Origin of the sequence: Chryseobacterium flavum (assembly GCF_003385595.1) — a bacterium.
GTDB lineage: Bacteria > Bacteroidota > Bacteroidia > Flavobacteriales > Weeksellaceae > Chryseobacterium > Chryseobacterium flavum.
In genome coordinates, this window is record NZ_QNUE01000009.1 from 1 (window position 1) to 14,156 (window position 14,156).

Annotated in this window: 11 protein-coding genes and 1 pseudogene; 2 read left to right on the forward strand and 10 right to left on the reverse strand. The window is 37.7% G+C overall.

The features are described from left to right. The 7 genes and pseudogenes from DRF59_RS12205 to DRF59_RS12235 all read right to left on the reverse strand — a co-directional run. Positions 1-642, reverse strand: a pseudogene (locus DRF59_RS12205) (T9SS type A sorting domain-containing protein); the annotation flags it as partial. A gap of 372 nt (positions 643-1,014) precedes the next feature. Further along, positions 1,015-1,410: a hypothetical protein gene (locus DRF59_RS12210; RefSeq protein WP_115960696.1), complete on the reverse strand. Its 396-nt coding sequence runs from the start codon at positions 1,408-1,410 to the stop codon at positions 1,015-1,017. Between the two features lie 90 nt (positions 1,411-1,500). Continuing rightward, a complete protein-coding gene (gene bglX, locus DRF59_RS12215; RefSeq protein ID WP_115960260.1) occupies positions 1,501-3,828 on the reverse strand; it encodes a beta-glucosidase BglX in 2,328 nt (775 codons plus the stop codon). A 212-nt stretch (positions 3,829-4,040) separates the two neighbouring features. Further along, complete coding sequence (locus DRF59_RS12220) at positions 4,041-4,736, reverse strand: carboxylesterase family protein (RefSeq protein ID WP_115960263.1); 696 nt, start codon at positions 4,734-4,736, stop codon at positions 4,041-4,043. Between the two features lie 84 nt (positions 4,737-4,820). Beyond that, a complete protein-coding gene (locus DRF59_RS12225; protein ID WP_115960266.1) occupies positions 4,821-6,206 on the reverse strand; it encodes a glucoamylase family protein in 1,386 nt (461 codons plus the stop codon). Between the two features lie 81 nt (positions 6,207-6,287). Continuing rightward, positions 6,288-7,757, reverse strand: coding sequence for a RagB/SusD family nutrient uptake outer membrane protein (locus DRF59_RS12230; RefSeq protein ID WP_115960269.1), 1,470 nt, complete (start codon positions 7,755-7,757; stop codon positions 6,288-6,290). A 4-nt stretch (positions 7,758-7,761) separates the two neighbouring features. Continuing rightward, entirely contained in the window at positions 7,762-10,617 is a 2,856-nt protein-coding gene (locus DRF59_RS12235) for a SusC/RagA family TonB-linked outer membrane protein (RefSeq protein WP_115960271.1), read from the reverse strand. 348 nt (positions 10,618-10,965) lie between these two features. On the opposite strand from DRF59_RS12235, the gene DRF59_RS12240 reads away from it, so the two are divergent. Continuing rightward, complete coding sequence (locus DRF59_RS12240; protein ID WP_115960699.1) at positions 10,966-11,634, forward strand: DUF4197 family protein; 669 nt, start codon at positions 10,966-10,968, stop codon at positions 11,632-11,634. 42 nt (positions 11,635-11,676) lie between these two features. After that, positions 11,677-11,982: a DUF493 family protein gene (locus DRF59_RS12245; RefSeq protein WP_115960274.1), complete on the forward strand. Its 306-nt coding sequence runs from the start codon at positions 11,677-11,679 to the stop codon at positions 11,980-11,982. A 168-nt stretch (positions 11,983-12,150) separates the two neighbouring features. Here the strand turns inward: DRF59_RS12245 and DRF59_RS12250 are convergent, their stop codons facing one another. The 3 genes from DRF59_RS12250 to DRF59_RS12260 form a co-directional block, all read right to left on the reverse strand. Further along, on the reverse strand, positions 12,151-12,501 hold the full coding sequence (locus tag DRF59_RS12250; protein ID WP_115960277.1) for an ArsC/Spx/MgsR family protein: 351 nt from the start codon (positions 12,499-12,501) through the stop codon (positions 12,151-12,153). Between the two features lie 77 nt (positions 12,502-12,578). Then, positions 12,579-13,193, reverse strand: a complete 615-nt coding sequence (locus tag DRF59_RS12255) for a deoxynucleoside kinase (protein ID WP_115960280.1) — start codon at positions 13,191-13,193, stop codon at positions 12,579-12,581. Between the two features lie 23 nt (positions 13,194-13,216). Next, positions 13,217-14,152: a hypothetical protein gene (locus DRF59_RS12260; protein ID WP_241505587.1), complete on the reverse strand. Its 936-nt coding sequence runs from the start codon at positions 14,150-14,152 to the stop codon at positions 13,217-13,219. Positions 14,153-14,156 lie beyond the last annotated feature (4 nt).

Consider the following 14,156-nt stretch of genomic DNA (forward strand, 5'->3'; position numbering starts at 1 on the left):
CATTTTCTCTACCTCATCCAGGCCTTTTCCTCCTAAAATAAGTTGTGATAGTTCTTTTCCATCTTTATCCAATCTGATGATCCAGGCATCTTTGGAACCATAGCCTTTGGGGGAGTTGTGTACGTTTCCTGCTACAAAAAAGCCTAAGTCAGTAGTCTGGATCACTGCCCTGGCTTCTTCATCTGAAGATGTGCCCAGGGTTTTCTGCCAGAGTTCATCCCCGAATTCATTCAAACGGATCAGCCAGATATCTGAACCACCTTTGGAAGCTTCTTTCTTATCCAGTCCTTTACCTGAATAGGAAGTCCCTGAAATTAAAAATCCACCATCCTGCGTGGCTACTGTTGCGGATAAATAGTCGTGGTTCTGGCCGGAAAAGTATTTCTCCCAGACTTGTTCTCCCTGCTGGTTCAGTTTCACCAGGTGGAAATCATAGCCGTTATTTTGCTTACTTCCCGGAGCCTGAAGCTTGTCGCTTTGAATGCTGCTTCCTGTAATTAAATACTGCTGGTCAATGGTCGTGGTTACCTGGCTCAAAAAATCCTGCGTGGAGGATTTAATGTCTTTCTGCCAGATCGTTTCCTGGGCAGACATACCCAGGGCTGTGCATAACGTCAATGCACCAAGATAAATTTTTTTCATAGGCATTTGAATTTTTTTTGAAAAAATAAATAGTTGAAATTAACGACTGATTTTACCCGCCATTGGAGAATACAGGTATAAATAGTGCACGGAAAAATGTGCGTGTATAGACTTCTTCATGTTAGTGTTTAATTTAAGTACAGTTATTATAATACCACAAAAATAAGTTTTTTAGTTCACAGTAAAAAGATTTATATCATTTTTATCTGCTGTTATTTTTAATCACAAAACCATGTAAATCAGGAAACTTTCTTTACAGGGCAAAGATAGATTCACCATGCGACAGAACTTGTCGTATATTATTCTCATTAATATATACCAACAAAAAAAGCCACCCTTTCGGGTGACTTTTCAATTATTAAAAAACTTATTTTATTGATAAATTACAACATTATCCTTTTTAAGCTGATATCCGCTTTTTTTAAAAGGAACCAGCACATAACCATCTTTTTTCCATGCTTTGGATTTCCCTGCTCTGGTAAGAATTATGCTCTCGGCATCTGTATCCTTAACAAAAACTTCAGCTTTTTTCATATCCTTACTGAAAATAACAGCTGCTATTGAAGTAGAACTTCCTTTCGGTGATACTTCTGTCAGCTTGATCTTCTGTTCAAAAACCCTTACACAGTCTTTTTTAATCTGCGAATAGGTGTAGCCCGCCGAACCTATGCATCCATGAGCATCTCTGTCCCCACCTAATATAGGCGTTTTCTGAGCGAATACCAAAGAACCAAGGAACATTGTACCGAGTAAAATTGTTTTTTTCATGTTTGTTATATTATTATGGTAATTATCGTGGGTATTATTAAAAACCATGCCAAAAAATACACAAAACACTTCTTTGTGAAAAACTTTTACTTATTTTGTCCAGTTAATCTTTGAATGCTTCACCTCATCAGAACTTGTTCCGATCATAATATCAAACTCTCCCGGTTCCCAGTCATACTTTAAATCCCCGTTATAGAATTTCAGACTTTCCGGAGTAATATCAAATGTTACTTTTTTAGATTCTCCTTTCTTCAGGAATATTTTCTGGAACCCTTTCAATTCTTTCACCGGTCTGGTAATACTTCCCACCATATCTCTGATATACAGCTGAACCACTTCTGCTCCGTCATAATTTCCACTGTTGGTTACCGTCACCGATGCCTGAACCGTCTGATTTCCTTTTGGATTGGTATTGGAGATGCTGATATCCGAATAATTGAATTTTGTATAACTTAATCCATATCCGAAAGGATACAGCGGTGTATTGCATTCATCCATATAGTTGGAACGGAACCTTTGATACTCACATTTATCAACAAGCTTCTGATCCAGAGGACGGCCTGTATTTTTAGCATTATAATAAATCGGTACCTGCCCAAGGCTTCTTGGGAATGTCATCGGCAGTTTTCCTGATGGATTTACTTTCCCGAATAATACATCTGCAATTGCATTTCCCGCTTCTGAGCCGGGGAACCATGCGTTTAATATAGCATCAGGCGTGTCTTTAACATTGGTAAGCGCCAACGGACGCCCCGTAAATAAAACCATTGCAATAGGTTTTCCTGTCTTCTTCAGTTCATTTAACAGGTCAACCTGCGACTGGGGAATGGTAATTTCAGTTCTTGAAGAAGATTCTCCGCTCATTTCAGCAGATTCCCCGATAGCAAGAACGATAACATCCGCTTTATTGGCAATATCTACCGCTTCTTTTAATAATTCTTCTTTAGAGCGGTTGTCCCTGTCGGTTTTTTTACCATGTGCAGCATAGATTTCTTCTAATTTTGCATCATAATCAATATTGGCACCTTTTGCAGAAAGGAATTTAACCTCTTTACCATAATTAGCCTGAAGGCCCTGCATCAAATTAACAGAGATGGCATGCTTGGTCGCTACACTCCAGGTTCCGGCCATATTCATTGAATTATTGACCAATGGACCGATTACCGCCACAGTTCCTGACTTCTTCAGGGGAAGTACCTGATTTTCATTTTTCATCAGTACCATCGACTGAGCGGCGACACTTCTTGCAACATTACGGTTTTCCATATTGTACACCTCTTTAGCCGCCAGCTTTGCATTCCCATGTTTATAAGGATTATCGAATAAGCCCAGGTCATATTTTGCTTCAAGAATCCTTCTTGCCGCCATATCAATTTCAGCCTGTGTTACTTTTCCTTCGGATAAAGATTTTTTTAATGTGGTCAAAAATCCTTCTCCTACCATATCCATATCAACTCCTGCTTTCAAAGCCAGGGCAGAAACCTGCTGAAGATCTCCCATACCGTGATCAACCATTTCATTGATCCCCGTATAGTCCGTTACTACAAAACCTTTGAATTTCCACTGGTTTCTCAAAACTTCAGTCTGGAGCCATCTGTTCCCGGTAGCCGGAACTCCGTCCACCTCATTAAATGATGCCATTACCGAAGCTACTCCTGCATCTACAGCTGCTTTATAAGGCGGAAAATATTCATTAAACATCCTTACATGGCTCATATCAACTGTATTGTAATCTCTTCCCGACTCACCTGCTCCGTATAAGGCAAAGTGCTTTACACAGGCTAATATATTGGTTCCGTTAGCCAGGTCTTTACCCTGGTAGCCATACACCATATTTTTGGAGATCTCACTTCCTAAGTACGGATCTTCACCGGAACCTTCAGAAACCCTTCCCCATCTCGGTTCACGGGAAATATCCACCATTGGCGAGAAAGTCCAGTTAATTCCATCTGAAGCAGCTTCCCTGGCCGCTATTCTGGCAGACTGCTGTACGAGGTTCATATCCCATGATGCTGCAAGTCCTAATGGAATCGGGAACGTAGTCTCATAACCATGAATCACATCCATTCCGAAAATCAAAGGAATTTTAAGACGGCTTTTCTCAACAGCCACTTTCTGAACGTTTTTGATTTTCTCAGCTCCTTTTATGTTGAACAATCCGCCAACCAACCCCTGCTCTATTTTTTTACCGATATCTGAGCTTTGAGCCTGCCCTGTGGTAAAATCTCCGGAAGTCGGAAGGTTAAGCTGACCGATCTTCTCATCTAAGGTCATCTTAGATAAAAGATTATCCACAAAAGCTTTCTTTTTTGCCTGATACTGAGGCGTCTGATAAGACTGTACGGGTTTATCCACCATTTCCTGTGCCGAGAATACCGGCGACAATGCCAAGGCAGCGAGTACGATTAGTTTTTTCATAAATCTAACTTCTTATTGTTCTGTTTTATTTAACGTAAAACGTTGTCTTTACTTATTTTTTCTACCAAATATATGTATACTCAGTAACATTCAGATATTTTTTCATTTATTGTCCCTAAAAAAGACAATAATCAAAAATATAAAATTTATTTAATGAATTCAGGTTTAGTATAAAGAATTATTCTTTATCAGACCAATGATCCATCTACTTTTTATTTCTTTTTTGATAACATCCATTCATACAGTTTAGGATCTGAATAAGCTGAATCCCATGAATTATGGTTGTCATTCGGGAAGATCACCAGTTCTGCAGACGGATTAACCGGATGCAGCTTCTGATAAAATTTAAAAGCATTTTCCGGCAATACAATATCATCCATTCCTCCGTGGAATATTTTCATATTCAGATTTTTATACTGCTGGATATTCGCCGTCATTACCTGATCTGTCGGCGCACAGATCGAAGCTACCGCAGCAAACATTTCCGGATGTTCCATGGCCAGTTTTAACGTTCCCCAGCCTCCCATAGAAAGTCCGGTAAGATAAATCCTGGAAGCATCAATTTTATATTTCTTCTGGATTTCCTTTATCAGATGATAGATCGTTACAGTGTCCCACCAAGAATCTGCAGGACATTGCGGAGCCAGAATGGCCACAGGTTCCTTAATCAGATCTTTGTAGGTAAAGGGACTATGTGCTTTTACCATTTCAAGATTATTTCCTCTTTCTCCTGATCCGTGAAGGAAAACAATTAACGGGACATTCCCTTTTACTTTTTGGGGATAATCCAGGATATAGGAAATTTTTTCAGTCCTTTTGATTTCTTTATTAAGTTCAGCTTTTATTTCCTGAGCGTTCATTGATAATGAAAACGGCAGAAGCAAAAAAGGAAGATGTTTTAATTTCATATTGTTTTTCAGGTTTGGGTATTAAATTATTCCGCAGATTTACCTGAAGTTAACTGATAAAATCTGGGGATCTAAATAGTAAGGTTACTTTATTCCATACTTTGCAGACTGAAAGCTTAATTTTTTAAGTCCTTGCTGTATTTCCGGAGCATTCATAAACAGTTTCCAAAGAAATCCTGACCTGTAATTTTCGATCATTGGCGCGATAGTCCCCTGGTCAATAGCCAGATACCTTGGAGTAAACCAGTCATTATAATGGATAGAAGTGGCATCATAAGGGCCTGCAGATCCGATAAACTGAGGTTTTTCAGTATAGATAAACCTTAGAAAGTCCATTGATTCTTTAGGAGTGTAGGGAAAGCTGCTAAGTGCTGCTGTCGGAGTTATAACCCCGTTATCATTAGTAGGCATATGGGCCGTATATCCTGTACTTCCGTTTTCATTCCTTGTATAACCTGCAGTAAGCCCCCAATAATCAGGCCCGAATCCTTTCCATTTTTTTGGGTTTTCGACACAATACTGATAGTCAATAAGGGTCTGATTTTTATTGAGTTCAAAATAATTTTTCACCAGCTTATCCGATAATCCTGTAGGATCAAGACCAATGTATGAGTACTGAGCCCAGAACAGCGGACCTCCATATTCTTCGGCGTAATTATGTTTTACATAAAGAGGAAGTCCGTATTTGGTTTTATCAGTAAGGTAGGTTCCGTTTCTGGTCCAGCCTTTATAATATGTCTCAGCATCTATAGAATAAGTAGGTGAAGAGGCGGCTAAAATATAGGTGATCAGACATTCATTATAACCTTCCAGGGGAAAATTCATTTCCCACTGATATTCAGGTGACCAATGCCAGTACAAAACTTTTTCTCCTCCTTTGGTATACCAGTTCCATTGAATTCCTTTCCACAGTTCATCACATTTTGCCGCTAATGCTTTTTCTTCCGGATTGCCGTTTTTAAAATATTCACGGACCATCAGTATTCCTGAAGTAAGGAAAGCAGTCTCTACAAGATCTCCTCCGTTATCTTTTTTACCAAATGGAACCGTTTTTCCGGTTTCTCCATTGATCCAGTGAGACCATGCTCCTTTATGACGATCTGCTTTCGCCAGAAAATTCATCATATGGGTAAGCCTTTTCACAGCTTCTTTTCTCGGAACAAAACCTCTTTCTACTCCTACAAGAATCGTTGCCAGCCCAAATCCTGAACCTCCGGTAGTAACAACATGCTTATCATTATCAGGATAGATGTTATCTTCATGATACCGCTCTCTGCCCAACATGGAATGAGGCTCTGCATACTCCCAAAAATATTTCAGTGCATCTTTTTGCACCCTGTCCATCAACTGCTCGTCTGTAATATTATTCTGTACCACTGCTTTCTGATCCGGCACTGGTTTAATTTGTGAATTTTTACAGGAAGCGACTGATATTGAAGCTATAGCAACTGATAATACGATCTTTTTCATAATTCAAATAGTTTTAAAATTCATTCCTAAAAGAAGAGGAGAACTCACATTCTCCTCTAAGTTTATCATTCATTTTAATATTTAATATCCCGGATTTTGCTGGGACAATCCTCCGGCTTCCATAATAAAGTCCTGAGGAAGCGGGAATAACTCATGTTTTCCAACCTTGAATACTTTCCCGCCATCAGCTGCCATGGCTGCCTGTGCCTGTCCTGTTCTTACCAGATCAAACCATCTGTCATGTTCAAAGGCCAGCTCCAGTCTTCTTTCTTTCCAGATCGCCGTTCTCACTTCTGACTGGGTAACAGCAGAAGTAGGAGCAATCTGGGCTCTTTGCCTTACCTGATTCAATAATGGTATTGCCGCTGCGGTCTGCCCCAATTCATTAAGTGCCTCAGCTTTCATTAAAAGTACTTCCGCATATCTTAGATAACGGATGTTAACGTCTGTAGATCCAGTGCTTCTGTAATCAGATGAATAGGCTTTATAATTGTAAAACTTATTTTCTACAAAAGGTCCTACATAATAACCATCATATAATGTCATATCTCTATGGATAATTGTAGCATCCCTTCTTTGAGTATCTCCTTCGGCAGTAAATGCATCATATAATCCCTGGGTAGGAGTAGCAAATCCCCAGCCCCAGCCTGTAGTACCTCTGGCTCCTTGTACCTGGCTATATTGCTGGATGGCTCTCCCTGCAGTTCCTCCGCTTCCATTAATCTCAAAAACAGATTCAGCATTATTTTCTCCCGAAACTTTATAGATGTCCTGAAAGACAGGAGTTAGTGAATATCCTGTAACTTTATTACATTCATCAGCTGCCAGCTGCCATTTTTTCTGATAAAGATAAACTTTAGCCAAAAGAGCGTGAGCCGCTCCTACTGAGGCTCTGCCAATATTATTTCCTGTATATGCAGACTTATCAGGCAGGCTTTCAATAGCATCTTTAAGGTCTTTTTCGATAAAAGCATAAATTTCCTCTTTTGTTTTTCTCGTAAGAGTCATTCTCCTATCTTCTTCAACACCGGAAACCGGTACGTGGTCAACTAGCGGAACTCCTCCAAATGAACGCACTAAAGTAAAATACATAAAAGCACGCAGAAACTTAGCTTCTCCTGCCAGCCTTTTACGCAATTCAGGGTCTGCTTTATCCAGAAGGGGAAGATATTTCAATGCTTGATTTGCTCTGTTAATACCCTGATAGTTTGAAGTAAAAAGCTCTTTAAAAGAAGGAGTAGATGGTGTAAAGTTCAATGCATCAAGAATGTCTTTATCTGAACCTGTATCTCCCGGGCTTGATCCCTTATCGGCATCATCTGATACAATTGAAGTTACTCCGATCCAAGCAAAAGTACTCATATCCCAATCAAGGAACTTTGCATAAATAGAAGTTACAAAACTCGTTGCTCCTTCATTATTATTATATACTTCTAAATTACTCTCCGGAATAGCTTCCGTAGGTGATACGTCTATAAAGTCGCTACTGCAGCTTTGGTTTACAGCACCTAAAATTAAAAATGCAGCTGCTATGATATATTTTTTATTCATTGTTTTAAAAATTTAGGTTAACACCAAATACAAAAGATCTTAAAGTAGGGTATGAATCCAATTCAATTCCTGCTCCTTTGTAAGGATCACCTTCCGAATTAGGATCCGCAGGATTATATCCTGACAACTCGGATGAATATCCTGAATATTTCTGGAATACAATAGGATTGATTGCACTTACATACAATTTTACTGATCTCAAATAATCTGTAACATCTCTAAAAGTATATCCTACAGAAATGTTGTTAATTCTAAAATAGTCTCCTTTTTCTAAAAAGAATGTGGAAGCAATCGGAATAGCAGTATTCGGTGCCGGGTTGGCAGCATTGGTATTGCTGGCCGTCCAATAATCATTTGCTACGGAAGCTTCGATATTTTCACCACTGATTCTTTGTGCTTTTTTACCATTATATACACTAAAGCCAAATGCACCATATCCGGTTAGAGCAAAATCCCAATTCTTATAAGTCATTGAAAAATTAACCCCAAGTGTGGATTTTGGAATATACGACCCTACGAAACGTCTGTCTCCTGCATCAGCACTTCCGGTAATACCATTTCCGTTCAGATCCTTGAATTTCATATTTCCGTTTGCATCATACCCGTCAAATTCCCAAAGAAAAAAGCTTCCCAAAGGCTGTCCTACTGTTTGTGCATTAAAGTATTTAGTATCCTGTCCATTTCCTAAATTTCCTCCTACAACTTGCGATACCGGTTTGGAAGTATTCATACTGGTGAGCTCATTCTTATTATAAGAATAGTTTGCACCTACTGAATATGTAAAATCTTCTCCAATTTTATCTGCCCAGTTAAGAGTGATCTCCGCTCCTTTATTTACAACACTTCCCATATGAGAATAGTTCACTTCAGAGATACCTGTTGCCATATATGGTTTTACAGCCAGAATAATATTCGTAGTCTCTCTGTTATATACATCAAATGAACCTGTTAATCTATTATCAAGAATACCGAAATCTAAACCTAATGATGCTTCTTCTGTAACTTCCCATCCTAGTTCAGGATCATATCCTTTGTTTACAGTTACTCCATTACTTACTGCAGAAGTTCCAAAGCCATAATTATAGGTTGCCCCCGATAATAATGGAAGATAATTTAACGGAACCCTCTGATTGGCAATTCTACCCCATCCTCCTCTAAGTTTTAAGGTTCTGAAAAAACCTCCTTTCATAAATTCTTCTTCAGAAATAATCCAGCCAGCACCAAATGATGGGAAGGTTCCCCACTTATGTCCATCTGCAAACTGAGAAGATCCGTCACGTCTTACTGTAGCACTTAAAAGATAACGATTCATAAATTTATACTGCAATCTTCCGAAGTATGAAATTGTAGTATTCCTGTCGCCCTGAATAGATTCAAGAGCCTTAGTTGTATTATCACTGAACAGGTATCCGTAATAGTCCGTATTTAAAGTATTCCAATAATTTGATTGAGCAGGAAGGTTTTTCCTATTCATAACCAATGTACTTAATCCACTGTTCACTGATGCTTCTGTACCCGCAACAATCTCGAAGTCGTGGTTATCTATCTTCTTGGTATAGGTTAAATAATTACTTAATACCCAATTGTAATAATCTATATTTTTATTTGTCAATCTGTTGATTGGTTCTGTAGAAGAATATTGAGCAACTGTCCTTGTAGGATCATTGGCTAACCATATTGCCCTGGTATCCACAAAATTATAGTACTTGGATGTTCCGTATTCACCATTAAACTGTGAAGTAAATTTCAGACCTGAAAAAATATCTGCATCCAATTTCAGACCTCCCTGAAGTATAAAACTTTTAGTTTTTTGGTTATCAAAGAACAGTTGTTGAACCGGGTTTCCAACATTATTGAAGCGACCTCCTGAATAGCTTATATTACCGTTACCATCATAGATTGGCTGTCCCCATTGTCCATTCGGATAATATACAGGTACCAGTGGTGATTGCTTATAAGCCGTAGTGAAAATACCTAATGATTTTGGAGTATCATTGGTAAATGTAGCACTTAAATTCTGTGAAAGACGAATACCTTTAGAAATTCGGTATTCATTATTTGTTCTTACTGTAGTTCTGTTATAGTTCGTTCCCTTCAGAATAGACTGTTCGTCATAATTACTTAAACTAAGGAAATATTTCACAGCATCAGAGGAACCTGAAATAGCTACATTGTGCTGATTATAGATACCGGTTCTGGTAATTTCTTTGAACCAATCTGTATTATAAGGCTGATTAGGATTTAGCAGCCCTTTGCCCTGCGCAGCAAGCCCAATATTATTATAAGGGATAAACTGCTGACTATCGGCCATTTTTACTGTTTTCAAAGGAGTTCTTACCCCAATTAGTCCATCATATGTTACATTTAACTTTCCTTTTCCTGACTTTGTGGTAATAATAATTACACCATTAGCAGCCCTGTTACCATAAATAGCCAATGCAGCTGCATCTTTTAGGATGTCATACGTCAAAATATCATTTGCATTGATATTGTTGATATTATTTGCATACATTCCATCCACTACATATAACGGTGTTCTTCCACCAAGCACTGTACCTAACCCTCTGATATTCACTGTAGGCGTAGATCCCGGCATATCAGAAGCAGTAACCTGCACCCCGGCCGCTTTTCCCTGAATGGCCTGAGAAGCATTTAAAACTTTTGTTTTTGTAACTTCTTCCGCACTGATAGAACTGATGGATGTTGTATTATCTACTTTCTTACGGCTACCATACCCGATCATGACTACTTCGTCAATCTTCTGGACTTTAGTGGAGTCGCTTGTAACCTGCGCATCCACATTCATACCGAAGTACAATACCGCGATGAGGCATGAATACTTTAAATTACTTTGTTTCATATAGTTTCAATTTTATTCGTACAATCAAATTTCAGCAAATGCCTTCTCAGAACAGATTTATATTCTCAAAAAAAGACATTAGTCAAAAATATAAAAAAAACTGAATGCTGTTAAATTATCTTAAAAATTAAAAAAAATTTACATTAGTTTGTACAAAAACAGCCAAAACATTGTATTTTATGACTTTTAAAACAGAATAATTATCAATTCATCATCATATTATTAATAGCGTAAACAGGCTTTTTCAGAAAAAATTCACCAAATAACTCCACTTCGCTTAATATTTTGTTAATATGAGAAATGTATTTACCTTTGGTGCAGTTTTTGAGAAATCAAGAAAAAAGATCAATGAAAAAATATATTGTTGCAGCCGCTATCATTATTGGGACCGGTGCATTTATCACCACATCCGTACAATCCTGTACCACATTGGCTACCTCCGATATGGGACTTTCTATCATTAAAAGAATCCTGCTTAACGGAATAAATAAAGGAATGGGCATTTATGCCAATAAAGAAGCTTTTCTACAGAATAATATGGTGGATAAAGCTCTTCCGAAGGAACTGAGAGATATCAATTCCATGCTTGAGAAAATTGCCCCGTCACTGGTTGCCAAAGAAAGAGATTATATAGCACAGGCCGCAGCATATACCGTCAACACTTCGAGACCCATTCTGGAAGGTGCAGTAAATAACCTGAATGCGCAGGATGTAACGAGAATCATCGAAGGAACAACAGCTACGCAGATTCTTAAAGAAAAAACCTCTCAGCAACTGGTAGCTGCCATCGCTCCGAAAGTGGATGAAAAATTAAATGAATATGGCATCGTTAAAACGATTAATACGGCTTTATCAGGAAGCAACTTCCTGGGAAATCTTTTAGGAGGAGGCAATACAGTTAATGCCGGCGGATTAAGCCAGCTTGCATCCGAACAACTGGTAAACGGACTTTTCAATATTATTGAAGATTATGAACATCAGAACTCCAGGTCTCTTCTGGGACCGTTTGGAAAATAGGAAAAATTTCGCTATATTTATATATTATATTAAGAATTGCAGATGGATATATTACAAGGAAATCAACACGCAAGCCCTGAGGACTTTTATCAGTCTTTAAGGGAAAAACTGGAAGATCACCATGATTTTCCTGAGGATTATTTATTTAAATTCATTATTCCTACAGACCAGTCAAAACTTACTGAAATATACAGGGTTTTTGATGGAATTAAATTTACACTGGGAAACCGTGAAAGTAAGAACGGAAAATACACGGCCTGCAATATCAACGCATTTGTTCTGGATGCAAATCAGGTAGTGAATATTTATAAAGAAGTAGCAAAAATAGAAGGCGTTATTCTGTTGTAAAAAAAATTCGGCTGACCATTAGGTTCAGCCGGGTTTGTTTATATCCATTTTCTTTATGCTTATGAAGACTTTTCAAGATCACCAGATCTGATCTTTACGTATCCAATTATAAATTAATTCAAGCAATATAGAAAGGCTGTTTCAGTGAAACAGCCTTTCAGGTTTTTATTATTTTTCAATAAAGAATTTAACATTTTCAATAGGTCTTCCCATCATAGCTACTGACCCTTTTATAAGAATAGGTCTTTGTATGAGGGACGGGTTTTCTGACAAAATCTTAATCCATTCTTCTTCAGAATAGTTTTTGTCGGCATAATGTTCCAGATACAGTTTATCGGTCTTACGGATAATATGAAAAACACTCTGATTAAGTTTTTTCAGTACTGTTTTAATTTCCAGAACACTTAATGGATCTTCAATAATATTAATGATCTCAAAAGCCACTCCGTTTTCATCAAGATACTCCAATACAGCATTTGATTTAGAGCAATTCCCGTTATGTAATACTTTGACCAGCATTTTAATTTATTTAAATAACTCTTACAAATTTAATAAGAATACGCATGAACTTCTCTTAATGTTATGATAAATGTTAGTTAAAACAGACCATGCAGTTCTGCTTCAATTTTTTCCAGAATAAACCCAAAGTCTTCAGGTTTTTCTACAAAATCAAGATCATCAACTTCAATAATTAAAAGCTTACCTTCTGTATAGTTGGAAATCCATTTCTCATACTTTTGATTCAGTTTGGAAAGGTATTCTATACTGATAGAAGCTTCATATTCACGTCCTCTTTTGTAAATTTTCTTTACCAGATTGGGAACATCAGATTTAAGATAGATCAGCAGATCCGGTGCCGATACAAACGACTTCATTAGATTAAAAACTGATGAATAGTTACTGAAATCCCTGTCTGAAAGAAGTTTCATATCATTTAAGTTCTCTGCAAAAATATGGGCGTCCTCATAAATAGTACGGTCCTGGATAATATTTTTACCACTCTCCCTGATCTCTTTTACCTGTCGGAATCTGCTTCCGAGAAAATAGACCTGCAATGCAAAGCTCCATTTGCTCATATCTGAATAGAAATCTTCCAGATAAGGATTATGATCTACGTCTTCAAATTGTGCATCCCATCCGTAATGCTTGGAAAGCATTGTTGTTAAAGTTGTTTTTCCTGCTCCAATGTTTCCTGTAACCGCAATATGCATATTTTTTCCCTTGTATTTACTGATTAATTGATAAGCTTTTCCACCCCTTCGGCCTGAACTTCGGAAACTTCTTCAAGTAATTTTTCCAATGCAAGATCAGAAGATTTACCCTCCGATGCTTCTTCATCAGGTTTTGCATCAGTACTATCTGCCGGATTTTCAGTAGATTTCAACGGTAGTTCCTGCTGAGATTCCGGTAGTTTTTCCTGTTGGGGCTTCTTTGCCTTTTCAAGGTTGTAAAGATAAAGTTTGTTTCCGCTGATATCAAAATAAGAGAGTATATTTTTATCCACAATTTGCGCTTCCGGATCTTTAAAAATAATATCCATTCCTTTTTCCGGAATATATTGCAAAATTGAATTGTCTGTAATGACTAAAATAATATCGTTTTCCCTTCTGAAACGTTTTCCGTTTTCTATAGCCTCCTCATATAATTTTTCAAATTTCGGGGTATAGATTCTGATGTGTTTTTTTGTTAAAATATAAATTTTATTTTCATAAACCAACAGATCCGTCAGGTCCTCAAAACTGATATCAAAAGGATAAGAATTAATGGTGGTATCATTTCTGAAATTATACTGAATGAGACGTTTTGTACTGTCATCCAATAACCACAACTGCTGCAGATCCTCTGCATATGCCATTCTGATAAAACCAAATTTGGGTTTAAAATCAATACGCTGAATCTCATTCAGATTCTGATCCACAAATTTCATTTCCTGTGCGTTTTCCGAAAACAAAGGTACATTTAACGGATTCTGTACAGATTGTACTTTGTAGGGAACCGTAAGCATCATTTTCCCGATCTGCTTCCCCAGCGAGTCATATTTGGTAAAGCTGAAATCCTTATTTTTATAGATGTATAGATTTCCGTAATCATCTGCAAGCATATCTTTAGCCTCCTTTAATTTCAGAGTATCTAAAGGAAGGACTTTTTGTGCTGCCAACGGGCAGAACACTAAA